26 protein-coding genes and 1 pseudogene are annotated in these 21,539 nt (G+C 68.1%); 12 read left to right on the top strand and 15 right to left on the bottom strand.

From position 1 onward, the window contains the following. Both C5O18_RS00650 and C5O18_RS00645 read right to left on the bottom strand, forming a co-directional pair. A partial coding sequence (locus C5O18_RS00650) for a cation:proton antiporter domain-containing protein (protein WP_206389671.1) occupies nt 1-242 on the bottom strand: 242 nt, incomplete at its 3' end. A gap of 266 nt (nt 243-508) precedes the next feature. Then, nucleotides 509-1,240: a C40 family peptidase gene (locus tag C5O18_RS00645; RefSeq protein ID WP_158249225.1), complete on the bottom strand. Its 732-nt coding sequence runs from the start codon at nt 1,238-1,240 to the stop codon at nt 509-511. Between the two features lie 1,078 nt (nt 1,241-2,318). On the opposite strand from C5O18_RS00645, the gene pdxH reads away from it, so the two are divergent. After that, entirely contained in the window at nt 2,319-2,918 is a 600-nt protein-coding gene (gene pdxH, locus C5O18_RS00635; RefSeq protein ID WP_105190957.1) for a pyridoxamine 5'-phosphate oxidase, read from the top strand. A gap of 51 nt (nt 2,919-2,969) precedes the next feature. On the opposite strand, the gene C5O18_RS00630 is transcribed toward pdxH, so the two are convergent. Next, complete coding sequence (locus C5O18_RS00630) at nt 2,970-3,722, bottom strand: Nif3-like dinuclear metal center hexameric protein (RefSeq protein WP_105190956.1); 753 nt, start codon at nt 3,720-3,722, stop codon at nt 2,970-2,972. 152 nt (nt 3,723-3,874) lie between these two features. Here C5O18_RS00630 and C5O18_RS00625 point away from each other — a divergent pair, with 152 nt between their 5' ends. Then, nucleotides 3,875-5,011 (top strand): S1C family serine protease, encoded by a 1,137-nt coding sequence (locus C5O18_RS00625; RefSeq protein ID WP_105190955.1) that lies wholly within the window; start codon nt 3,875-3,877, stop codon nt 5,009-5,011. 107 nt (nt 5,012-5,118) lie between these two features. On the opposite strand, the gene hisC is transcribed toward C5O18_RS00625, so the two are convergent. The 10 genes from hisC to C5O18_RS00575 all read right to left on the bottom strand — a co-directional run bounded on the left by hisC (nt 5,119) and on the right by C5O18_RS00575 (nt 12,987). After that, nucleotides 5,119-6,201 (bottom strand): histidinol-phosphate transaminase, encoded by a 1,083-nt coding sequence (gene hisC, locus C5O18_RS00620; RefSeq protein WP_105190954.1) that lies wholly within the window; start codon nt 6,199-6,201, stop codon nt 5,119-5,121. Next, nucleotides 6,198-7,535 (bottom strand): histidinol dehydrogenase, encoded by a 1,338-nt coding sequence (gene hisD / locus C5O18_RS00615; RefSeq protein ID WP_105190953.1) that lies wholly within the window; start codon nt 7,533-7,535, stop codon nt 6,198-6,200. The genes hisC and hisD overlap by 4 nt, the downstream gene beginning before the upstream one ends. An 81-nt stretch (nt 7,536-7,616) precedes the next feature. Further along, the gene (gene hisG / locus C5O18_RS00610; RefSeq protein WP_105190952.1) at nt 7,617-8,261 is read right to left on the bottom strand and encodes an ATP phosphoribosyltransferase; all 645 of its coding nucleotides are present in this window, start codon (nt 8,259-8,261) and stop codon (nt 7,617-7,619) included. Then, nucleotides 8,258-9,532, bottom strand: coding sequence for a UDP-N-acetylglucosamine 1-carboxyvinyltransferase (gene murA / locus C5O18_RS00605; protein WP_105190951.1), 1,275 nt, complete (start codon nt 9,530-9,532; stop codon nt 8,258-8,260). Before murA ends, hisG begins: the two co-directional genes overlap by 4 nt. Nucleotides 9,533-9,617: 85 nt before the next feature. After that, the gene (locus C5O18_RS00600) at nt 9,618-9,869 is read right to left on the bottom strand and encodes a BolA family protein (protein WP_105190950.1); all 252 of its coding nucleotides are present in this window, start codon (nt 9,867-9,869) and stop codon (nt 9,618-9,620) included. Continuing rightward, the gene (locus tag C5O18_RS00595; protein ID WP_105190949.1) at nt 9,866-10,192 is read right to left on the bottom strand and encodes an STAS domain-containing protein; all 327 of its coding nucleotides are present in this window, start codon (nt 10,190-10,192) and stop codon (nt 9,866-9,868) included. The genes C5O18_RS00600 and C5O18_RS00595 overlap by 4 nt, the downstream gene beginning before the upstream one ends. Then, nucleotides 10,189-10,845 carry an MlaC/ttg2D family ABC transporter substrate-binding protein gene (locus C5O18_RS00590; RefSeq protein WP_146089160.1) on the bottom strand — a complete coding sequence of 219 codons (657 nt, stop codon included), beginning with the start codon at nt 10,843-10,845 and terminating at the stop codon, nt 10,189-10,191. The genes C5O18_RS00595 and C5O18_RS00590 overlap by 4 nt, the downstream gene beginning before the upstream one ends. Before the next feature lie 29 nt (nt 10,846-10,874). Beyond that, on the bottom strand, nt 10,875-11,396 hold the full coding sequence (mlaD, locus tag C5O18_RS00585) for an outer membrane lipid asymmetry maintenance protein MlaD (RefSeq protein ID WP_105190947.1): 522 nt from the start codon (nt 11,394-11,396) through the stop codon (nt 10,875-10,877). Nucleotide 11,397: 1 nt separating this feature from the next. After that, entirely contained in the window at nt 11,398-12,177 is a 780-nt protein-coding gene (mlaE, locus tag C5O18_RS00580) for a lipid asymmetry maintenance ABC transporter permease subunit MlaE (protein WP_420884456.1), read from the bottom strand. A 6-nt stretch (nt 12,178-12,183) separates the two neighbouring features. Then, nucleotides 12,184-12,987, bottom strand: coding sequence for an ATP-binding cassette domain-containing protein (locus tag C5O18_RS00575; protein ID WP_105190945.1), 804 nt, complete (start codon nt 12,985-12,987; stop codon nt 12,184-12,186). A gap of 138 nt (nt 12,988-13,125) precedes the next feature. Here C5O18_RS00575 and C5O18_RS00570 point away from each other — a divergent pair, with 138 nt between their 5' ends. From C5O18_RS00570 to yjgA, 10 genes are all read left to right on the top strand, one after another. Continuing rightward, a complete protein-coding gene (locus C5O18_RS00570; protein WP_105190944.1) occupies nt 13,126-14,097 on the top strand; it encodes a KpsF/GutQ family sugar-phosphate isomerase in 972 nt (323 codons plus the stop codon). Then, nucleotides 14,097-14,636, top strand: a complete 540-nt coding sequence (kdsC, locus tag C5O18_RS00565; RefSeq protein ID WP_105190943.1) for a 3-deoxy-manno-octulosonate-8-phosphatase KdsC — start codon at nt 14,097-14,099, stop codon at nt 14,634-14,636. Before C5O18_RS00570 ends, kdsC begins: the two co-directional genes overlap by 1 nt. A 1-nt stretch (nt 14,637) precedes the next feature. After that, on the top strand, nt 14,638-15,213 hold the full coding sequence (gene lptC / locus C5O18_RS00560) for an LPS export ABC transporter periplasmic protein LptC (RefSeq protein WP_158249224.1): 576 nt from the start codon (nt 14,638-14,640) through the stop codon (nt 15,211-15,213). Beyond that, entirely contained in the window at nt 15,194-15,754 is a 561-nt protein-coding gene (lptA, locus tag C5O18_RS00555) for a lipopolysaccharide transport periplasmic protein LptA (RefSeq protein WP_105190941.1), read from the top strand. Before lptC ends, lptA begins: the two co-directional genes overlap by 20 nt. Continuing rightward, on the top strand, nt 15,751-16,476 hold the full coding sequence (gene lptB / locus C5O18_RS00550) for an LPS export ABC transporter ATP-binding protein (RefSeq protein WP_105190940.1): 726 nt from the start codon (nt 15,751-15,753) through the stop codon (nt 16,474-16,476). Before lptA ends, lptB begins: the two co-directional genes overlap by 4 nt. Then, the gene (locus C5O18_RS00545) at nt 16,476-17,945 is read left to right on the top strand and encodes an RNA polymerase factor sigma-54 (RefSeq protein ID WP_105190939.1); all 1,470 of its coding nucleotides are present in this window, start codon (nt 16,476-16,478) and stop codon (nt 17,943-17,945) included. Before lptB ends, C5O18_RS00545 begins: the two co-directional genes overlap by 1 nt. Before the next feature lie 202 nt (nt 17,946-18,147). Then, nucleotides 18,148-18,435 carry a ribosome hibernation-promoting factor, HPF/YfiA family gene (hpf, locus tag C5O18_RS00540; protein WP_105190938.1) on the top strand — a complete coding sequence of 96 codons (288 nt, stop codon included), beginning with the start codon at nt 18,148-18,150 and terminating at the stop codon, nt 18,433-18,435. A gap of 193 nt (nt 18,436-18,628) precedes the next feature. After that, complete coding sequence (gene rapZ, locus C5O18_RS00535) at nt 18,629-19,501, top strand: RNase adapter RapZ (protein WP_105190937.1); 873 nt, start codon at nt 18,629-18,631, stop codon at nt 19,499-19,501. Continuing rightward, the gene (locus C5O18_RS00530; protein ID WP_105190936.1) at nt 19,501-19,776 is read left to right on the top strand and encodes an HPr family phosphocarrier protein; all 276 of its coding nucleotides are present in this window, start codon (nt 19,501-19,503) and stop codon (nt 19,774-19,776) included. The genes rapZ and C5O18_RS00530 overlap by 1 nt, the downstream gene beginning before the upstream one ends. 87 nt (nt 19,777-19,863) lie before the next feature. Then, entirely contained in the window at nt 19,864-20,397 is a 534-nt protein-coding gene (gene yjgA / locus C5O18_RS00525) for a ribosome biogenesis factor YjgA (protein ID WP_105190935.1), read from the top strand. Between the two features lie 75 nt (nt 20,398-20,472). On the opposite strand, the gene C5O18_RS10785 is transcribed toward yjgA, so the two are convergent. Together C5O18_RS10785 and C5O18_RS11090 are read right to left on the bottom strand one after the other, a co-directional pair. Further along, complete coding sequence (locus C5O18_RS10785; RefSeq protein ID WP_241146690.1) at nt 20,473-21,213, bottom strand: carbon-nitrogen hydrolase family protein; 741 nt, start codon at nt 21,211-21,213, stop codon at nt 20,473-20,475. A 65-nt stretch (nt 21,214-21,278) separates the two neighbouring features. Next, nucleotides 21,279-21,536 (bottom strand): annotated as a pseudogene (locus C5O18_RS11090) (YhdP family protein); the annotation flags it as partial. Between the last annotated feature and the right edge of the window lie 3 nt (nt 21,537-21,539).

Here is a 21,539-nt window from a genome sequence, read left to right as displayed (position 1 = left end):
AGGTCTTTCAGCGAGAAATGCAGGCCCACCCCGAACATCAGCAGGATGACGCCGATCTCGGCCAGTTCCTGCGACAGCTCGGCATCGGCGACAAACCCCGGCGTGTACGGCCCCACCACGATACCCGCGAGCAGATAGCCGACCAGCGGCGATATCTTGAAGCGATTGGCCAGCATGGCCAGCAGGAAGGCCAGCACCAGGCCTATGGCGATAGTCGCGATCAGCGGGGTGTCATGGGGCATCAACGGTTCTCCTGGTTGTTTCCGGGAGGTCTCCCGGGAAGCCGGGCACGACGAGGCCGCCACGCCGGAGCAGTCTTGTGGAATCCTTGGATCAGGGGCAATGTGCGGAAAGCCACAGGTTACACACCTGTAGCGCGACCATTATCAACACTATGGCGGCCAGCTCCGCCAGTCATTTTCCCGCTGATTCATGAGCCTTTCATGTCAGCCCGCCACGAATGGCTGCAGCCCGCCGCCCGAGAGACGGCGACGGGGCGATGTTCGGCTCAGAAACGCCCGCCATCTCCCGGCGCGCTGCGCGCGGCCACGGTGAGATGCCCCTCGTCGGTGAACAGCCGCCGCGCCTTGTCGAAGTAGCGCATCCAGTAGCGGTTGTCGAGCTTGTCGATGCGCACCACCGTGCCGGTGCGCGGCGCATGGACGAAACGGTCCTCGCCGATGTAGACCGCGACATGGTTGATCTGGCGGCTGCCGCCGAGGCGGAAGAACAGCAGGTCGCCGACCGTCAGCTCGCGGGTGGTGACATCACGTCCCGCCAGCCGCGACATTTCCGCCGAGGTGCGCGGCAGGGTGACGCTGCTGATGTCGCGATAGATGTACTGCACCAGGCCGCTGCAGTCGAAGCCCTGCTCCGGCGACGAGCCGCCGAACTTGTACGGCGTGCCCATCAGTGTCAGCGCGGTCATGACCATGTCATCGGCCGCCGCCGCACTGACCAGATCCTGTGATGCCACGCGCAGCAGGCCGCCGCGAGCGGCCTGGACCGGGGCGACCGCGATCACCTCCGATGCCGTGCCGGACTGCGTGCCGGACTGCCGGCCGGCCGACAGGTCGCTCACGATTACCGTGGAAACCGGTGCCGCCACCGGATAGGACATCGGGCTGGCAAACGCCAGTCCGGACACAAGGGCCGGCACGCCCGCGGACAGCAGTGCCGCCCCCCATTGCCACCAGGCGCGCATCAGCGGCGCCCGTCCATTCTTGTTCTGATCATGCATGACTCCCGTCATTTCGAGGCGGAAGGCGCCGTCAAGGACACCATATTCGACAGATTGCCTATTTCAAAACCTGAACGCCCCCCGCGTCAACCCGCAAGCCCGCATGGATTTTGGGCGTTCAAAACGCTATGTTGCGCTACTGACACCGTGACACTGCCGGAGCCATCCATGCGTCCCAACGCCGCCGCGCTGCTGCAAGCACAGCTCGACTTCTTCCTCGGGGACCTCCGGGGCAGCGCACTGAAGCAGCATCTCGTCACCGAAGCGGAGGCCTACTGCGACCTGCTGGAGACTCTGCCGGTGCAGGAACTGCTGAGCGAAGAGCAGGTCATCGCCTGGATCGGCCGCAATGTCCTCGCCTACGAGCCGACCGATGCCTTCCGCGAGCAGGCGGTCATGCTGTTCGAGCTTGGCCTCAGCAACCCCAGCCATCAGCAGCAGCCGATGCGCCAGCTGATCAACCGGCAGATCTACGACCTCATGGTCGAGCGCCTGGTCGAGCGCCCGGCACTGCGCCAGGAGCTCATCCACACCGCACTCAGCAGCCCGGTCTACACACGACTGCTCTCCGATGTGGTTTACCACAGCATTGTCGACTTCATCACCACGGAAAATCCGGTCGCGCGCAACGTGCCCGGCGTGAACTCGCTGATCAAGGTCGGCAAGGACATGATCGGGCGCAGCGGCAAGCTGGGCAGCAGCGTCGAGCACGGCATCAAGGCCTACATCGCCAAGAACATCCGGGCCACCGCCGCCTTCAGCGAAAAGCTGGTCGATCGCGCCCTGAGCAACGAGAACATCCGCCGCTTCGCCGACGACATCTGGCCGCGCCTGGAGTCCTACCAGCTCGGCCAGGCCACGCGTCACCTGGAGATCCAGGGACTGAGCTACCTGGCGGTGCTGTACTGGAACCAGATCCGCCGCACCGACTACATGCGCGAGCAGGTCGCCTACCTGGTGCGCGCCTGGTACGGCCGCTTCGGCGCCCGTCCCGCCATGGAAGTGCTCGAGCAGCTCGGCCTCAGCCGCGAGCAGGTGGTGCGAGAGGTGGTGGCCGTCGGCCTGCCGCNGCCGCGGGCTGGCGCCGGAAGACTGCCACGCCGACCCGCTGACGCAGCTGCAGCAGTGGCTGCAGGAGGCCATCGAGGCCGGCGTCCCCGAACCCACCGCCATGACCCTGGCCACCGCCGACGCACGCGGCCGACCGAGCGCGCGCATCGTGCTGCTCAAGGGCGTGGAGCGCGGCCAGCTGCATTTCTTCACCAACTACGAAAGCCGCAAGGGCGACGACCTGCTGCACAACCCGCAGGCCGCGCTGACGCTGTTCTGGCCGGCACTGGAACGTCAGGTGCGCATCGAGGGCGCGGTCAGCCGCCTCGATGCCGCCGAGTCGGACGCCTACTTCGCTTCCCGCCCCTACGGCAGCCGCATCGGCGCCTGGGCATCCGAGCAGAGCCGGAGCATCAGCGACGCGCAGGTGCTGGCCGGGCGTGCCGAGACATTGCGGCAGCGCTACCCGGAACAGGCCCCGGTACCCAGGCCGCCGCACTGGGGCGGCTACGGCCTCGGCGCCGACCACATCGAGTTCTGGCAGGGGCGTCCCAGCCGCCTGCATGACCGCGTGCTGTACCTGCCGGACGGCCAGGGCGGCTGGACCCGCCAGCGCCTGCAGCCCTGATCACTCCCCCGGCCGGCAGGCACTGACCGGCAGACACGGGCATCGCCGGCCTCAGGCCGGATTGTCGATATCGATGAAGCGGTGGCTCAGCCCCAGCTCGCGCGCGCACCACGCTCCCAGCGCCCTGGCCCCGTAGCGCTCGCTGACATGATGCCCGAGCGCGTAGTAATGCACGCCCGACTCGCGCGCGGCATGCGTGGTCTGCTCGGATATCTCGCCGCTGAGGTAGGCATCCACCCCCTGCGCGATGGCCTGATCGATGAAACCCTGGGCACCACCGGTGCACCAGGCAACACGGCGGATCGGTCGGTCCGCGCCCGGCACATGCAGCGGCATCCGCCCCAGCCGCTCCCCGATGTGCGCGGCGAACGCCGCCGCCGGCACGGCCTCGGGCAGCACGCCGACATCGCCGACCTGGCGCGGATCCGGAAACAGCGGCCCCTCGCGCATCAGCCCCAGCACCTCGGCGAGCTGCGCATTGTTGCCCAGCACCGGATGGGCATCCAGCGGCAGGTGGTAGGCGATCAGCGAGATGTCGTGCGCCAGCAGCTTGCCCAGACGGCGCCGCTTCATGCCGGTCACCACCGGGTTCTCGCCCTTCCAGAAATAGCCGTGGTGCACGAGGATGGCATCGGCGCCCTCGGCGATGGCGGCATCGATCAGCGCCTCGGAGGCGGTGACGCCGCTCACCAGATGCCGCACCTCTGCCCGCCCCTGCACCTGCAGGCCGTTGGGGCAGTAATCATTGAAGCGCCCGGCCTGCAGCAGGTCATCCAGGCGGCTCACCAGTTCGTTCAACAGCATGCTTCAAACCTCGCCAGATTGCTTGTGGTGGCCGCAGCCCTTGCCAGACGCCAGGACCACCCCCATATTTTCCGGCATGCGCGCGTGCGTACCGGCAGGCGCCGCATCCGCCGACCACGCACGGCGAACCACAGACCACAGGAAGCCCTGATATGCGCGTTTCGACCGCCCTGCCCTGGATCGCCCTCGCCGGCGTCATCGGCTACGTCACCTGGCATGATAGCTGGCCCGGCGCCACAACGGTCACCGCCCCGCCCTCGCTGGCGCAGGAGTTCAGCGCACCGGCGACCGGCGGCCCGGTCTCGGGGCCGGTTTCCTACGCACCGGCCGTCGCCCGCGCGGCACCGGCGGTGGTCAACATCTACACCACGCAGACGGTGCGCCAGGCTTACAACCCCATGCTGGAGCAGTTCTTCCGCTTCCACGGCCAGCCGCTGCCGCGCGAGCGCACCGCCGCCAGCCTGGGCTCCGGCGTGATCGTCTCGGCGGATGGCTACGTGCTCACCAACGACCACGTGGTGGCCAGCGCCGACAGCATCGTGGTCGCGCTCAACGACGGCCGCGAAGTGCCGGCCAAGGTCATCGGCACCGATCCCGACACCGACCTGGCAGTGCTGCGCATCGAGCTCGACAAGCTGCCGGTGCTGCCGTTCAAGACCTCGGACAGCGCTGTCGGCGATGTCGTTCTGGCCATCGGCAACCCCTTCGGCGTCGGCCAGACCGTGACCCAGGGCATCATCTCCGCCATCGGCCGCCGCGGCCTCGGCATCAGCACCTACGAGGACTTCATCCAGACCGACGCCGCCATCAACCCGGGCAACTCGGGCGGCGCGCTGATCGACGTCAGCGGCAACCTGATCGGCGTCAATTCGGCGATCTACTCGCGCTCCGGCGGCAGCCTGGGCATCGGCTTCGCCATCCCGGCGCCGCTGGCGAAGCAGGTTATGGCCGAGATCATCGCCACCGGTCGCGTGGTGCGCGGCTGGCTGGGCGTAGAGATCGCCGCCGGCGCCGACGGCGACACCCCGCCCTCGCGCCGCAACCCGGGCAAGGTGCAGATCGCCGGCGTGCTGCCCGGCGGCCCGGGCGCCAGGGGCGGCCTGCGCGCCGGCGACGAGCTGGTGAGCGTGGAAGGCGTGGCGGTCACCAGCGCCGACCAGGTCATCGGCCAGATCGGCGTGCTGAAGCCGGGCAAGGTCGCCGAAGTCGTCATCCGCCGCGAAGGCAAGGAGCAGACGCTGAAGGTCGAGATGGGCGAGCGCCCGAAGCAGCGCAGCCGGCAGGAGTGATCCGCACCCGCTGAGCGCAGAAAGGCCTAAGTCCTTCCCGGAAAACACGCTGGTAAAGCGCTACAGTTTTCCGGGAAGGACTTAGGCCTTTCTGTACCTCGTGCAGCTCATACCGCGCCGGCGAGGATCTCCTCCAGCGCCCCGATCAGCGCGCGATGCTGATCCGGCGTGCCCACGGTGATGCGCAGGAAATCCTCGATGCGCGGCTGGCGGAAGTTGCGCACGATCACCGCGCGCTCGCGCAGTGCTGCGGTCAGTGCCGGACCGGCATGCTCAGGATGGCGCGCGAACACGAAGTTCGCACCCGACGGCAGCACCTCGAAACCCAGCCGCTCCAGTCGCGTCGTCAGCGAGTCGCGCTGCATGATGACCATGTCCTGCATGGCACCGAAATGGCCGCGGTCGCGGATGGCGGCGACCGCGCCTGCCTGGGCCACGCGCCCCAGCGGGTAGGAGTTGAAGCTGTTCTTGACCCGCTCCAGCGCCTCGATCAGCTCGGGCTGGCCAATGGCGAAACCGACGCGCAGGCCGGCCAGCGCACGCGACTTCGACAGCGTCTGCGTCACCAGCAGGTTGGGATGGCGACCGACCAGCGCCACCGCGCTGTCGCCACCGAAATCGATATAGGCCTCGTCCACCAGCACCACCGAATCCGGGCTGTCGGCGAGCAGGCGCTCGATGGCCGCCAGCGGCAGCAGCCGGCCGGTGGGCGCGTTCGGGTTGGGGAAGATGATGCCGCCGTTCGGCCGCGCGTAATCCGCCGGGTCGATCTCGAACGCCGCGTTCAGCGCCACGGTCTCGTGGCGGATGCCGTAGAGCCCGGCATAGACCGGGTAGAAGCTGTAGGTCACGTCCGGAAACAGCAGCGGCAGATCGTGCTGGAACAGGCCGTGGAAGGCGTGCGCCAGCACTTCGTCGGAACCGTTGCCGACGAATACCCAGGACTTGTCGCCACCCTGCGCCGCCAGTTCGAAATGCTCGGCAATCGCCGTCTTCAACTGGTCGGCGTTGGGGTCCGGGTACAGGCGCAGGTCATCGTTCACCGCCGCCTGCATGGCGGCGATGGCCAGCGGCGACGGGCCGTAGGGATGCTCGTTGGTGTTGAGCTTCACCAGATTGGCCATTTTCGGCTGTTCGCCCGGCACGTAGGGCACCAGGTCACGAACGAACGGACTCCAGAAGCGGCTCATGCCCCGCCCTCCACACCGCCGGCGGCCGGCGCCGGCTCGTCATCGGGCAGCAGGCGCAGCTCGGCGGAGCGCGCATGCGCGGTCAGGCCCTCGCCGCGCGCGAGCACGGAGGCGATGCCGGCCAGCGTGGACGCGCCGGCCGGCGAGCAGCCGATCAGGCTGCTGCGCTTCTGGAAATCGTAGACGCCCAGCGGCGACGAGAAGCGCGCGGTGCCCGAGGTCGGCAACACGTGGTTGGGGCCTGCGCAGTAGTCGCCCAGCGCTTCCGGCGTGTGGCGACCGAGGAAGATGGCCCCGGCGTGGCGAACGCGCGGCAGCAGTGCCAGCGGCTCGGCCACCGACAACTCCAGGTGCTCGGGCGCGATGCGGTTGATCAGTTCGACGGCTTCATCCTCGTCGCGCACCAGGATCAGCGCGCCGCGTTCGCGGATCGACACGCCGGCGATGTCGGCGCGCTCCAGCGTCGGCAGCAGGGCATCGACACGCGCCTGCACGGCATCGAGGTAGGCGGCATCGCTGGCAATCAGGATGGACTGCGCCTGCTCGTCGTGCTCGGCCTGCGAGAACAGGTCCATGGCGATCCAGTCGGGATCGGTGAGGCCATCGCAGTAAATGAGGATTTCCGACGGCCCGGCGATCATGTCGATGCCGACCTGGCCGAAGACCTGGCGCTTGGCGGTGGCGACATAGATGTTGCCCGGACCGACGATCTTGTCCACGCGCGGCACGCTTTCGGTGCCGTAGGCCAGCGCGGCCACGGCCTGGGCGCCACCGATGGTGAACACGCGGTCGACATCGGCCAGCCAGGCGGCTGCCAGCACCAGTTCGTTGACCTCGCCACCCGGCGTCGGCACGCACATGATGACTTCCGGCACGCCGGCGACCTTGGCCGGGATCGCGTTCATCAGCACCGACGACGGGTACGAGGCCTTACCGCCCGGGACATAGATGCCGACACGGTCCAGCGGCGTCACCTGCTGACCGAGGAGGGTGCCGTCGGCCTCGGTGTACTGCCAGGATTCCTGGCGCTGGTGCGCGTGGTAGCGGCGCACGCGCTCGGCGGCGGCGGCCAGCGCGTCGCGCTCGCGGCCCGGGAGCTGCTCATAGGCCTGCTGCAGGCGCTCGCGCGGCACCGTCAGCGCCGCCATGCCGGCGGCCTGCAGGTGGTCGAAGCGGTTGCTGTAATCGACGACGGCGGCATCACCCTCGCTGCGGACACGGGTGATGACCTCATCCACCGTGCGCTGCACGGCGGCATCGGACACGCCTTCCCAGGCCAGCAGCCGGTCCAGGTCGGCGGAGAAGCCGGCATCGCGGCTGTCGAGTCTGTTCATGCTCTACCTCTCTCGGGCCCCGGCCCTGCCCCGGGCGGCCCGGACATTAACGTCCGGCGGCGCAGCCACACGCGGCCGGCATCACGCCGTGGCGACCTGGCGCCGGTCCACGGCGGCCTGCAGCTGGTCGACCAGCGGCTGGATGCGCGCCTGCTTCAGCTTCATGGCGGTCTTGTTGACGATCAGGCGCGAACTCACCGGCATGATCAGGTCGCGCGGCTCCAGGCCGTTCTCCTTCAGCGTCTTGCCGGTATCCACGACATCGACGATGAGGTCGGCCAGATCCATGATCGGCGCCAGCTCCATGGAGCCGTAGAGCTTGATCAGCTCGACCTGCTCGCCCTGCTCGGCGTAGTAGCGCTTGGCGATGTTGACGAACTTGGTGGCCACGCGCAGACGGCGATTCGGGCGCGCCGCGCCGACCTTGCCGGCGGTCATCAGCCTGCACTTCGCAATCTGCAGGTCGACCAGCTCGTACATGCCCTCGGCACCGTGCTCGACCAGCACGTCCTTGCCCGCCACGCCGATGTCGGCCGCACCGTTCTGCACGAAGGTGGGCACGTCGGTGGCGCGCAGGATGACGATCTGCACGCCTTCGCGGCTGGTCGGGAAGATCAGCTTGCGGCTCTGCTCCGGATCCTCCAGCAGCTCGATGCCGGCCTCGGCCAGCAGCGGCAGCGTGTCCTTCAGGATGCGGCCCTTGGACAGGGCGATGGTCAGGCTCATGTCGGGCTCCGCGAGGAGATGCGGCGCAGCTCGGCGCCGAGACCGGCCAGCTTCTCTTCCAGACGCTCGTAGCCGCGGTCCATGTGGTAGAGGCGGTCGATCACGGTGCTGCCCTCTGCGGCCAGCGCCGCCAGCACCAGCGACATGGAGGCGCGCAGGTCGGTGGCCATGACCGGTGCCGCCAGCAGGCGGTCGACCCCGGTCACCACGGCGGTGTGGCCGTCGACCGAGATCTTCGCGCCGAAGCGGCTCAGCTCCGGCACGTGCATGAAGCGGTTCTCGAAGATGGTCTCGCTGATCGTGCTGACGCCCTCGGCCACGGTGTTGACCGCCATGAACTGCGCCTGCATGTCGGTCGGGAAGGCCGGGTGCGGTGCGGTGCGGAAGCTCACCGCCTTCGGACGGCGACCCTGCATGTCGAGCTCGATCCAGTCCTTGCCGGTGTTGATGTGGGCACCGGCCTCCTCGAGCTTGAGCAGCACAGCCTCGAGCTGGTCCGGCGCAGCCGCCAGCGCACGCACGCGGCCGCCGGTGATGGCGCCGGCGCAGAGGTAGGAGCCGGTCTCGATACGATCGGGAATCACGTCGTGGGTGCAGCCGTGCAGGCGGTCGACACCGTGCACGGTGATGCGGTCGGTGCCCGCGCCCTCGATCTGCGCGCCCATGGCGATCAGGATCTCGGCCAGGTTGACGATCTCCGGCTCGCGCGCGGCGTTCTCGATCACCGTGGTGCCCTCGGCCAGCGTGGCCGCCATGAGGATGTTCTCGGTACCGCCGACGGTGACCATGTCGAACACCAGACGGGTGCCCTTGAGACGGCCGGCGACCTTGCCGTGGACATAGCCGTTCTCGACGCGGATCTCGGCGCCCAGCGCCTCCAGCGCCTTCAGGTGCTGGTCGACGGGACGCGAGCCGATGGCGCAGCCGCCCGGCAGCGACACCGAAGCCTCGCCGTGACGCGCCAGCAGCGGTCCGAGCACGAGGATGGAGGCGCGCATGGTACGCACCAGCTCGTAGGGGGCGACAGCGCTGGTCAGCGTGCGGGCATCGATCTGCACGCTGCCGGCGTCGCCCATGGTCACGGTCACGCCCATGCGGCCCAGCACCTGCAGGATGGTGGTGGTGTCCTGCAGGTGCGGCACGTTGCCGATGGTGACCACGTCATCGGCCAGCAGCGGCGCCACCAGCAGCGGCAGGGCGGCGTTCTTGGCGCCGGAAATGCGCACGTCGCCATTGAGCACGCGACCGCCCGTGATCAGCAGTTTGTCCATGTTGTCTCCAGCTTGCCTGTATCCGGCGCTGCTTGGTGTCGGGAGCTGTTTCTGAACGCCGGGCCCGGACGGGCGCTGGCGGGGATCAGCCGAAGAGTTTCATTTTACGCCACTCTTCGGGCGTCAGGGTACGCATGCTGACGGCATGGATGGCACCGCTGGCGATATGCGGCTGCAGCGGCCCGTAGACCATCTGCTGCTTGGCCACCGGGCGCAGCGTTTCGAAGGCGGGATGCACGATGGTGACATTGAACTTGCCGCCATCGCCCTCGACGGCGATGTGCGCCGCATCGGCAATGGCGGAAGACAGCAGGTTCTGGATCTCGGCGGCGTTCATCGTGGCTCGTCATCAGTGAGGCGGAAAACGGAAAGCAGGTTGCTGGCCTGCAGGATGGCGCGCAGGCGCCCGGGCACGGCACGCAGCGCCAGCGCACGGCCGCGGCTGCCGGCGGCACGCTGCCAGCCCATGAGCACGGCGGCGGTCACGCTGCTGCCGGACTCCAGCCCGGACAGGTCGCAGACCCAGGGCGCATCGCCCGGCACCAGGCCGCCGATCACGCCGACACCGGCGTTCAGGCAGGCTTCGGCGGACGCGTAGTCGACAACGCCAGACAGGCTGAGTCCGGCGTTGTCGGGCAGCGCGCTGACCCGGGCGGTCATTTCTTGTCCTTCACGACATCGACCGGGCCCGGAGACCAGGCAGCGATGGCCTTGTCGATGTTGTTGGTGTTCTGCTCCATGACTTCGGCGAAGCGCTTGCGGAAGGTCAGGCCAAGGTTGAGGCCGTTGACGATCAGGTTGCGCGCCTTCCAGTTGCCCTGGGCGTCGCGCTGCATCTGGAAGGTCACCGGCACCACGGTACCGCTGTCCAGGGTGACCTCGACATCGACCTGGCCGCGCGCGGGGTCGTCACCCGGGCGGTAGGGCTTGAACACGATCTTCTCGTTGTCGTAGGCGATCAGGCCGTTGGCGTAGGTGCGCACCATGCTCTGCTTGAACACCTCGGTGAAGCGGGCGCGCTGGGCGTCGCTGGCCTGGCGGTAGAACTGGCCCATGACCCCGCGGGCAATGCCCGGAATGTCGACGAACGGCGTGATGTTCTGCTCGACCAGCTGGTTCAGCGCCGCCGGGCTGCTCTTCAGCGCCTGGCGCTCCTTGACGATGCGCGCGGTCAGGGTGTCGACGGCGGACTTCACCACCACCTGGGGATTGGCCTCGCCGGCAGCGGCGGCCGGCAGCGGCGACAGCGCCAGCAGCAGCGCCGGCAGCACCAGCACGAGGCGGGAAGACAGGGATGTGAACAGGCGGACCATGGGGAATCTCCTTCTCGTTTCCATGCCTATCAGAACGCGTCGTCGGCGCCCGCGGCTGACGCGGAACCACTTGCGCCGGCCTCGCCCGCCGGCGTTTCCGTGGCCTTGTTGAACAGGAACTTGCCGATCAGGTCTTCCAGCACCAGCGACGACTGCGTCTGCTCGATGCGGCTGCCCTCCTTGAGGAAGTCCTCGTCGGCACCCGGCGTCAGGCCGATGTACTTCTCGCCCAGCAGGCCGGCGGTGAGGATGGCCGCCACCGTGTCGGTGCTGATGTCGTCCACCGTGCGGTCGATGGACAGCTCCACGCGCGCGAGCTGGGTCTTGCGATCGAGCTCGATGGACTCGACGCGGCCGATGGTGACACCGGCCATGGTGACCTTGGCGCGCACGGTGAGGCCGCCGACGTTCTGGAACAGGGCGTGGACCCGGTAGCTGGGCTTGCTCATTTCCGACGACAGGCCGCTGACCTGGATCGCCAGGAACATGAGGGCGCCGAACGCCAGCAGCAGGAAGCCGCCGACCACCAGCTCAAGGGACTTGATACGCATCTCAAACGCCTCCGAACATGACGGCGGTCAGGATGAAATCCAGAGCCAGCACCGCCAGGGAACCATAGACCACCGTGCGCGTGGTCGCGCGCGAAATACCTTCGCTGGTGGGTTCGCAATCATAGCCCTGGAACACCGCGATCCAGGTCACCGCGATGCCGAAGGCCAGGGCCTTGATCAGGCCGTTGACGACATCGTCGAGGAAATTCACCGACTGCTGCATGTTGGCCCAGTACGAGCCCTCGAACACGCCCAGCCAGTCGACGCCGACCAGGCGCCCGCCGAGAATGCCGACCGCGGTGAAGATGGCCGCCAGCAGCGGCATGGTGATGACGCCGGCCCAGAAGCGCGGCGCCACGATGCGGCGCAGCGGATCGACGCCGATCATCTCCATGCTGGAGAGCTGCTCGGTGGCCTTCATGAGGCCGATCTCGGCGGTCAGCGCGGAACCCGCGCGGCCGGCGAAGAGCAGCGCGGTGACCACCGGCCCGAGCTCGCGCACCAGTGTCAGCGCCACCATGGTGCCGAGCGCCTGCTCGCTGCCGTAGGTAATGAGGATGTTGTAGCCCTGCAGCCCGAGCACCATGCCGATGAACAGGCCCGACACCACGATGATGACCAGCGACAGCACGCCAACGGCGTAGATCTGCTGGATCAGCAGCGGCAACGCTTGGCGCCAGCGCGGCCAGCACACCAGCGCCTGCCACAGGAAGAGGCCGGCGGAGCCCAGCGAACGGATCACGGCGATGCCTTCGGCACCCAGCGCCTGCACGCGCGACAGCATGGATCAGCCTCCCAGCACGTCGGCCCAGGGCCGCGACGGATAGTGGAAACGCACCGGGCCGTCGGCCTCGCCGTTCAGGAACTGCTGCACGAACGGCGAGGCCGAGGCGCGCAGCTCGTCCGGCGAGCCCTCGCCGACCACCTGGCCGTTGGCCAGCACGTAGATGTAGTCGGCGATCGACAGGGTCTCGTCGACGTCGTGCGAGACGATCACCGTGGTCAGGTCCAGCGCCTCGCGCAGCGTGCGGATCAGCCGAACCAGCACGCCCATGACCATGGGATCCTGGCCGGCGAAGGGCTCGTCGTACATGATCAGTTCGGGGTCGAGCGCGATCGCGCGCGCCAGCGCGGCGCGGCGCGCCATGCCGCCCGACAGCTCGGCCGGCATGAGCTGCTCGGAGCCGCGCAGGCCGACCGACTCCAGCTTGAGCAGCACGATGTCGCGGATCAGCGATTCCGGCAGAGAGGTATGAGCGCGCAGCGGGAAGGCGACGTTCTCGTACACCGACAGGTCGCTGAACAGGGCGCCGGACTGGAACAGCATGCCCATGCGCGCGCGCAGTCGGAACAGGTCATCGCGCGCCAGGGCCGGAACGTTCTGGCCATTCACCAGCACTTCGCCGCTGTCGGGCCGGAGCTGGCCGCCGATGAAACGCAGCATGGTGGTCTTGCCGCAACCGGAGGGGCCCATGATGGCCGTGACCTGGCCACGACGGATGCGCAGGTTGACCCGGTCGAAAATGACGCGGTCGCCACGCTTGAAGCTGAGATCACGGATTTGCACCAGATCGGACGCTGACTCTGTCATGGGTCTCGCAGGGCTCGTTGCAAAGGCCGGGAGCATACCACTATTTCCGTGTGGCAATGTCCCGCGAAAGGGGCTGGTCGCCGCCCGGCCGCTTGTCCATAATTGGCACCGAATTTGTATGTCTACAAGGATAGCCTCATGAGCCGCACTGACTTCGTCAGCTCCGGCCTGCGTGTCCTGCAGGTGGAGACGGATGCCCTGGAAGCCCTGCGCCCGCACATCGGCGAGGGCTTCCGGCAGGCCTGCGCGCTGCTGCTCGCCTGCCAGGGCCGTGTCGTGGTCTCCGGCATGGGCAAGTCCGGCCACATCGGCAACAAGATCGCCGCCACGCTCGCCTCCACCGGCACCCCGGCCTTCTTCATGCATCCGGGCGAAGCCAGTCACGGCGACCTCGGCATGGTCACCGGCCAGGACGTGGTGATCGCCATTTCCAACTCCGGCGAGGCCCATGAAATCCTCGCCATCATTCCCGTCATCAAGCGCCGTGGCGCCAAGCTGATCACCATCACCGCGCTGGCCGACTGCAGCATGGGCCGTTTCGCGGATGTCGCGCTCACCATCGGCAAGTCGCCGGAAGCCTGCCCGCTGGGACTGGCGCCGACCTCCTCGACCACCAGCACGCTGGTGCTCGGCGACGCGCTCGCGGTCGCCCTGCTGGAAGCACGCGGCTTCACCGCCGAGGACTTCGCGCTCTCGCATCCGGGCGGAGCGCTCGGTCGCCGCCTGCTGCTGCTGGTCGACGACATCATGCACAAGGACGGGCAGGTGCCGGTGGTGGGCATCGACACCACCATCCGCGACGCCCTGCTGGAAATCACCGCCAAGGGCCTGGGCATGACCACGGTGGTCGATCACGACGGCCGGCTCGCCGGCCTCTACACCGACGGCGACCTGCGCCGCAGCATCGACCAGAACCTCGATATCCGCAGCACGCCCATCGGTCAGGTCATGACCCCGAACTGCCTGACAGTGCCCGCCGGCATCCTCGCCGCCGAGGCGCTGGCACGCATGGAGGCCCGTCGCGTCAACGGCGTCGTCGTCGTCGATGCCGACGGCCGCCCGGTCGGCGCCGCCAACATGCACGGCTTCCTGCGCGCGGGGGTGGTCTGATGCTCTCGTTCCGCGTCAAGGAAAAGGCCGCGCGCATCCGCCTGCTGGCACTCGATGTCGACGGCGTGCTCAGCGACGGTCGCCTCTACTTCGCCGAGGACGGCCAGGAATTCAAGACCTTCGACACCCAGGACGGCCACGGCATCAAGATGCTGCAGGGCGCCGGCATCGAGGTCGCCATCATCACCGGCCGCACCACTCAGCTGGTGCAGCGTCGCGCCGCCAACCTCAAGATCAGCCACCTGCTGCAGGGTCGCGAAGACAAGCTGGTCGCCCTGCGCGAACTCACCGGCGAGCTCGGCATCGCGCTTGATGAAGTCGCCTACGTCGGCGACGACTGGCCCGACCTGCCCGCCATCCTCGCCGCCGGCCTCGGCGTGGCGGTGGCCAACGCCCACCCCGAGCTGCGCGCGCGCGCCGATCACGTAACCACGCTGACCGGCGGCCGTGGCGCCGTGCGCGAGGTCTGCGACCTGCTGCTGAACGCCCAGGGACGCTACGAGGATGCCCTCGCGCCCTACCTGGACACGGGCGCCTGAGATGGACATCCGGCCGCTGCTGCAGACCTCCATCGTGCTGCTGGCCGTGGGCGCTTTCGCCTACTACGGCTTCGGCCACGATGACGGGGACGGCCGCACGCGGGCCGAGCACACCGGACCGGACTACATCATCGCCGGCATGCAGGGCTGGCAGGCCGACGAGCAGGGGCGCCCGCTGCGCCGCTTCGACGGCAGCGAGCTGCTGCACTATGCAGCTGGCAGCGCCGGCCCCGAGCGCTTCGAGATGAACGCGCCGGACATCCGTCTCTACAGCGACGGAAAACCCGGCTGGCACCTGACCGCGAATCAGGCCACCAGCACCGATCCGGGCACCGACATCTGGCTCGAGGGCCGTGTCGTGGCCCTGCGCGACGCCAGCCAGGGCATGCCGCTGCGGGTGGAGACCGAGCGCCTGCACGCCAACCCGCGAGCCAACCGGCTGGACACGCCCGAGCTGGTGAAGATCACCGGACCGCAGGGCCGGATGTCCGGCCGCGGCCTGACCGCCGACCTGCAATCCCGCACCCTGCAATTCAACTCCGCCGTCGAGGTCCTCTATGCGCCTTCCCGTCGTTGAGCCGCGCCGCGGAAGGATCCGCGCCGGCCTGGCCGCCGTGCTGGCACTGTCGCTGCAGACGACCGCCTGGGCGCTGCCCGAGGACAGCCGGCAGCCGATACGCATCACCGCCGACCACGCCACCATGGACGAAGGCCGGGGCGAGGCCGCCTACCGCGGCAGCGTGCGCATCACCCAGGGCACCCTAGACGTGCAGGGCGACACCCTGACGCTGAAGGTCGACAAGGAAGGCGCGCTGACCACCGCCCGCACCCTCGGCAAGCCCGCGCGCTACCAGCAGAAGACCGATCCCGCCAAGGGGCCGGTGGTCGCCACCGCCGACGAGATCCTGTTCGACAACGTCAACAGCACGGTGACCCTGATCGGCAACGCCGTGCTGCGCCAGGACGCCGCCAGCTTCACCGGGCCGCGCATCGTCTACTCCATCGCGCGCAAGCAGATCGAAGCCAGCGGCAACGGCAGCCAGCGCGTCGAGCTGGTGTTCCCGCCGCAGCAGCGTGAAGCCGGCAAGCCCAAGGCCACCACCGGGAGCAGCAAGTGACCACGCTTCGCGTCGAAAACCTGGCCAAGAGCTACAAGGGCCGCTGCGTCGTCAAGGACGTCAGCCTGACCGTGGAAAGCGCGCAGATCGTCGGCCTGCTCGGCCCCAACGGCGCCGGCAAGACCACCAGCTTCTACATGATCGTGGGCCTGGTGCCGATGGACCGCGGCCGCATCCGGCTGGACGGCGAGGACATCTCGCACCTGCCCATGCATGGCCGCGCACGCAAGGGCATCGGCTACCTGCCGCAGGAGGCCTCGATCTTCCGCAAGCTCAGCGTCGAGGACAACATCCTCGCCATCCTGGAAACCCGCCAGGACCTCGGCAAGGCGGAGCGCCAGGCCAAGCTGGAATCGCTGCTGGAAGAGTTCAACATCACGCACATCCGCAAAAGCGCGGGCATGAGCCTGTCCGGCGGCGAGCGCCGCCGCGTCGAGATCGCCCGCGCGCTGGCCAGCGATCCCGCGTTCATCCTGCTCGACGAGCCGTTCGCCGGCGTCGACCCGATCTCGGTGGCCGACATCAAGGGCATCATCACGCACCTGAAGCAGCGCGGCATCGGCGTGCTGATCACCGACCACAACGTGCGCGAGACGCTGGACATCTGCGAGAAGGCCTACATCGTCAGCGCCGGCGTGGAGATCGCCGAGGGCACGCCCGAAGCCATCCTCGCCAACCCGCTGGTGCGCGAAGTCTACCTAGGGGAGCAATTCTCGCTGTGATGAAAGTCGGGCTCCATCTGGGGCTGGGGCAGCACCTCACCATGACACCGCAGCTGCAGCAGGCCATCAAGCTGCTGCAGTTGTCGACCCTGGAACTCCAGCAGGAGGTCCAGTCCGCGCTCGACAGCAATCCGCTGCTCGAACTCGATGACGGCAGCGAGCCTGCCGGCATGAGCAGCGAGCCGCACGACAGCACGCCCGAAGCCCCCGACAAGGCCGGCGAGACCCTGGATCTCGACCAGCGCTCGGACATGCCTGACCAGCTGCCAGTCGACACCGCCTGGGACGACATCTACGTCGGCAGCGGCTCAGGCACTGGCGGCGAACCGGTGGACGAAGACGGCGACCCCATAGAGACCCGCAACGCCCAGGCCGAGAGCCTGCAGGACCACCTGCGCTGGCAGCTCAACCTGACCCCGTTCAACGACACCGACCGGCTGGTGGCCGAGGCTGTCATCGACGGTCTCGACAGCCGCGGATACCTCACTGTCAGCCTGCAGGAGCTGGCCGACACCGTGCAGCACTGGATCGACGAAGTGCCGGAGGAGGACGAGATCCTCGCCGTGCTGCACCGGGTGCAGCAGTTCGATCCGCCCGGCGTGGCCGCCCGCGACCTCTGCGAGTGCCTGCTGATCCAGCTCGGCCAGCGCCCGGCCGGCACCGAGGGCCTGGCAGGCGCCCAGTGCCTGCTGCGCGACCATGCCGACAAGCTCGCCGCCGGCGACTTGCCGGGACTGATGCGCGCCACCCGCCTGAGCGAAGCCGAGATCCAGCAGGTCATGGCGCTGATCCGCCAGCTCAAGCCGCACCCGGGCGAAGGCTGGGCCGGCCCGGACGACGAAAAGACCCTGATCCCCGATGTCGTGGTGCGCAAGCACAACGGCCGCTGGCGCGTGGAGCTGAACCCGGAGGCCGCGCCCCGGCTGCGCGTCAACAGCGGCTACGCTGCCATGCTGCGACGCGCCGACAGCAGCCGTGACAACCAGTTCATCCGCGACCACCTGCAGGAGGCGCGCTGGCTGATCAAGAGCCTGCAGAGCCGCCACGAGACCCTGCTCAAGGTCGCCACCTGCATCGTCGAGCACCAGCGCGGCTTCCTCGAGGAAGGCCCCGAGGCCATGAAGCCGCTGATCCTGCGCGACGTCGCCGACGAGGTCGGCCTGCACGAATCGACCATCTCGCGCGTGACCACGCAGAAGTACCTGCACACGCCGCGCGGCCTGTTCGAGCTGAAGTACTTCTTCTCCTCGCACGTCGGCACCAGCAGCGGCGGCGAGGCCTCCTCCACGGCCATCCGCGCCATGATCAAAAAGCTGGTGGCCCAGGAAAACCCGCGCAAGCCATTGAGCGACAACAAGATTGCCGACCTGCTGCAGGAGCAGGGCATCGAGGTGGCGCGGCGCACCATCGCGAAATACCGCGAGTCGCTGAACATCCCCTCGTCGAGTGACAGAAAGCGCTTGCTTTGATTTCCCAAGCGGGTACAGTCGAAGACATACCGGTTGTTGATGAAAGGCGAAGCAGGTACCGCATTCTTTAACTGGGGACCTCTGCTTCCGGACTCGACAGGCCGCCCGGGCGACGGTTCCCGACTGTTCGCCCGCCCGACCCGCCACTGCCTGGAAGTTCAGGTTCCCGCTGTCGTCACCCACGAAAGCGAGGAAGCGTCTCATGCAGATGACCATCAGTGGACACCACGTTGAACTGACCCATGCCCTTCGCGACTATGCCCAGGCCAAGCTGGCCCGGGTCGAACGGCACTTCGACCACATCACCAGCATCGATGTCATTCTCAGCGTCGACAAGCTCGTCCAGAAGGCGGAAGCCGTGATCCGGACCTCGGGGGCGAAACTCTTCGCCATTGCCCAGTCCGACGACCTCTACGCCGCCATCGACAAGCTGTCGGACAAGCTGGACCGCCAGATCGTCCGGCACAAGGAGAAGCATCAGGCCCACTGATGGCCCCGTGACATCCGGAACACCCCTGGAAAGACCGGCTGACACGCCGGCGTGACACCCGAAATGCCCGGCCAGCCCGGGCATTTTCTTTCCGCAACCGACAAACGTCATACCCCGACCAAGTTCGGCCTTGCCAAGCGTCGCGCCGGCCGGGAGGATAGGCGCAGAAAAAAACCATGGCGGCGAGGGCGAGATGAAACTGGTGATCGTGAGCGGGCGGTCCGGATCGGGCAAGTCGACGGCGCTGCACCAGCTCGAGGACCTGGGCTACTACTGCGTGGACAACCTGCCGGTCGCCCTGCTGCCCGAACTGGTCAACACCTTCCGCTCCGGCATCGAAGGCGAGCCGACCCGTCTCGCGGTGGGCATCGACGCTCGCAACCGCGTGCACGACCTGAGCCGCTACGCCGACATCGCCCGCATACTGAAGGAGCAGGGCTGCGACCCCGAGATCGTCTACCTCGACGCGCGCGACGACATGCTCATGGCGCGCTTCAGCTCGACACGTCGCAAGCATCCGCTGAGCAGCAACCAGCGCTCGCTGGAGGAGGCCATCGCCTACGAGCGCGAGCTGCTTGACCAGCTCGCCAGCCACGCCGACCTGCGCCTCGACACCAGCTCGCTGTCCGTGCACGACCTGCGCGAGGCGCTGCGCCAGCGCTTCGAGCCGGACGGAGAGCGCACCAGCATGGTCCTGATCGAGTCCTTCGCCTTCAAGCACGGCGTGCCGCTCGACGCCGACCTGGTCTTCGACGTGCGCTGCCTGCCCAATCCGCACTGGGAGACCGGACTGCGCGACATGACAGGCCTGGACCAGCCAGTGATAGAATTCCTCGATGAGCAGCCGCTGGTGGAGGCGCTCTACCTCGACATATACAGCTTCCTGCTGCGCTGGCTGCCCGAACTCCAGGCCAGTGACCGGACCTATGTCACGGTGGCCATCGGCTGCACCGGCGGCCAGCATCGCTCGGTCTACATGGTCGAGCGCCTGTCGGCGGCCCTCCACGAAACACTGGGTCAGCTGCAGACCAGACATCGAGAACTGCATCGCAAGGGGCGACTTTGATGCCACGGCACGAGACCGAGGTAGACATCATCAACCGGCTGGGCCTGCATGCCCGGGCGTCATCCAAGCTCGTGGAAACCGCGGTGCGCTTCAAGTCATCGATACGGATCGGACGCGGTGACCGCCTCGTCGACGCCCGCAGCATCATGGCGCTGCTGATGATGGGCGCCGGCCAGGGCAGCCGGCTCAGCCTGCTGATCGAGGGCGATGACGCCGATGCCGCCCTCGCCGCCGTCACGGCGCTGATCGCAGACCGTTTCGGCGAGGCCGAATAACGCCTATCATCGCGACCCCGCACCGGCACCGGTGCGTGTCGACAGCCCTGTCCCAGGGCCCATCCACCCCAGCCACCGGAGACCGGCATGTGCCCCCGTCACGCGCCCGATGACGATTACGACGACGAGGACTACGGCCCCAGCAAGTCGGACCAGAAGAAGTCCATGGAGCGCCTGCAAGCGCTGGGAGAGCGCCTCGGCGGCCTGGGCGAGGACCAGCTGCGCAAGCTGCCGCTGGACGAGACCCTGCTCGCCGCCCTGCTCGAACTCAGGCGCCTGAAAGCGCACGAGGCCATTCGCCGGCAGAAGCAGTTCATCGGCAAGCTCATGCGCCATGCCGACGAGGAGGCCATCCTCGGTGCGCTGCATCCGCTGCGCAACCCGGCCCTGCTGCGCCAGCTCGACCTGCTGCTGGCACGCCTGCTGGCCCAGGGTGATGAAGCGCTGGGCGAGGTCACCGGCCGCTTCCCGGCCGCCGACCGGCACACGCTGCGCCAGCTGCTGCGCAACGCACGCAAGGAAATGCAAGCGAAGCCCGACGAGGAAATCAGCGAAAGCAGCCACCCCGCGCGGCACAAGCTCTGGCTGCATCTGCGCGAGCTGGTCGCCCTGTCTGCCTGAAGTTTCCGATCGAGACGCCGGCCAGCGGGCCTGAATCACCCGGCGCGGAGTACCGGCGCATGACGTGTTGCCGGCTCAGTCGCGGCGGTGCTGCTCCACCGGCATGCGCCGCCGCAGGTCCTGCTGGGACTGAACATCCCAGTCAGCCATGACCAGCCCCTGGCCGGGCTCGTGACGCTCCGCCAGCACCGTGCCCCATGCATCGATGACCTGACTGTGCCCCCAGGTCTCGCGCCGCGCCGAATGCCAGCCCCCCTGCCCCGCGCCGATCACCAGGCACTGGTTCTCGATGGCGCGCGCGCGCAGGAGGACCTGCCAGTGCGCCTCGCCGGTCACCGCCGTGAAGGCGGCCGGCACCACCAGGATGTCGGCACCGGCACTGCGCAGCGCGCGCGCCTGCTCGGGAAAGCGCAGGTCGTAGCAGGTCAGCACGCCGAGGCCGCCGAACGGGGTGTCGATGAGCACAGTGTCATCGCCCGGCTCGTAGGTGAGCGACTCCTGATAGCGTCCCTGGGCATCGCCGACTTCGACATCGAACAGGTGGCGCTTGTCGTAGCGCCCGAGGCGGCGGCCATCGGCAGCATAGACCAGGGTGGCGCTGCGCACGCGGCCATCGGGCACGGGCAGACCGTCGGGACGCACCGGCACCGGCAGGGTGCCGGCGACAATGCAGAGGCCGTGGGCGGCCGCCTGCGCCGACAGCCAAGCATCGATCTCCTGCCAGAGCACGGCCCCCCGGCTCGCGGCCTCCGGCCCGAAGAGCGCGAAATTCTCCGGCAGCACCAGCAGCTGCACGCCCTCCGCGGCGGCCTGCACCAGACCGGAGGCGACTGCCTCGCGGTTGNGAGCACTTCGTCATCGACCTTGAGCGCATCCCAAGGGCCGCTGACGTGATAGCGCACCGAGGTCAGGCGCGACAGCGGCTTGTCCAGCAGCAGGTCCGCCGCCACCAGGGCACCGCCGACCACAGGGCCGGCGAGGAAGCCGGCCACCACCGGCACGGCACTGCTGACCGGCACTCCCACGCGCAGCTGCTGGTCGATCTCGTGCGTATTGAGGTTGGCCCAGCCCCTGCCCTGGATGCTCACCGTGGGACCATCCAGCTCGAATTTCGCCGGCTTCATGACGCCTTCGCGCAACTC

Source organism: Amnimonas aquatica (assembly GCF_002943415.1).
Classification (GTDB): Bacteria; Pseudomonadota; Gammaproteobacteria; order Pseudomonadales; family Moraxellaceae; genus Perlucidibaca; species Perlucidibaca aquatica_A.
The sequence above is the reverse complement of the archived record's forward strand: the minus strand, read 5'-3'. Positions and strand labels throughout refer to the sequence as shown.

Coding starts and splice junctions, on each gene's coding strand:
- mlaD (WP_105190947.1), bottom strand. CDS start 11,396: ATGCGTATCAAGTCCCTTGAGCTGGTGGTCGGCGGCTTCCTGCTGCTG.
- hisG (WP_105190952.1), bottom strand. CDS start 8,261: ATGAGCCTGACCATCGCCCTGTCCAAGGGCCGCATCCTGAAGGACACG.
- C5O18_RS00600 (WP_105190950.1), bottom strand. CDS start 9,869: ATGAACGCCGCCGAGATCCAGAACCTGCTGTCTTCCGCCATTGCCGAT.
- C5O18_RS00645 (WP_158249225.1), bottom strand. CDS start 1,240: ATGCATGATCAGAACAAGAATGGACGGGCGCCGCTGATGCGCGCCTGG.
- C5O18_RS00545 (WP_105190939.1), top strand. CDS start 16,476: ATGAAAGTCGGGCTCCATCTGGGGCTGGGGCAGCACCTCACCATGACA.
- C5O18_RS00530 (WP_105190936.1), top strand. CDS start 19,501: ATGCCACGGCACGAGACCGAGGTAGACATCATCAACCGGCTGGGCCTG.
- C5O18_RS00630 (WP_105190956.1), bottom strand. CDS start 3,722: ATGCTGTTGAACGAACTGGTGAGCCGCCTGGATGACCTGCTGCAGGCC.
- C5O18_RS00590 (WP_146089160.1), bottom strand. CDS start 10,845: ATGGTCCGCCTGTTCACATCCCTGTCTTCCCGCCTCGTGCTGGTGCTG.
- rapZ (WP_105190937.1), top strand. CDS start 18,629: ATGAAACTGGTGATCGTGAGCGGGCGGTCCGGATCGGGCAAGTCGACG.
- C5O18_RS00595 (WP_105190949.1), bottom strand. CDS start 10,192: ATGACCGCCCGGGTCAGCGCGCTGCCCGACAACGCCGGACTCAGCCTG.
- lptC (WP_158249224.1), top strand. CDS start 14,638: ATGGACATCCGGCCGCTGCTGCAGACCTCCATCGTGCTGCTGGCCGTG.
- C5O18_RS00625 (WP_105190955.1), top strand. CDS start 3,875: ATGCGCGTTTCGACCGCCCTGCCCTGGATCGCCCTCGCCGGCGTCATC.
- yjgA (WP_105190935.1), top strand. CDS start 19,864: ATGTGCCCCCGTCACGCGCCCGATGACGATTACGACGACGAGGACTAC.
- hpf (WP_105190938.1), top strand. CDS start 18,148: ATGCAGATGACCATCAGTGGACACCACGTTGAACTGACCCATGCCCTT.
- murA (WP_105190951.1), bottom strand. CDS start 9,532: ATGGACAAACTGCTGATCACGGGCGGTCGCGTGCTCAATGGCGACGTG.
- hisD (WP_105190953.1), bottom strand. CDS start 7,535: ATGAACAGACTCGACAGCCGCGATGCCGGCTTCTCCGCCGACCTGGAC.
- hisC (WP_105190954.1), bottom strand. CDS start 6,201: ATGAGCCGCTTCTGGAGTCCGTTCGTTCGTGACCTGGTGCCCTACGTG.
- C5O18_RS00575 (WP_105190945.1), bottom strand. CDS start 12,987: ATGACAGAGTCAGCGTCCGATCTGGTGCAAATCCGTGATCTCAGCTTC.
- lptA (WP_105190941.1), top strand. CDS start 15,194: ATGCGCCTTCCCGTCGTTGAGCCGCGCCGCGGAAGGATCCGCGCCGGC.
- C5O18_RS00570 (WP_105190944.1), top strand. CDS start 13,126: ATGAGCCGCACTGACTTCGTCAGCTCCGGCCTGCGTGTCCTGCAGGTG.
- kdsC (WP_105190943.1), top strand. CDS start 14,097: ATGCTCTCGTTCCGCGTCAAGGAAAAGGCCGCGCGCATCCGCCTGCTG.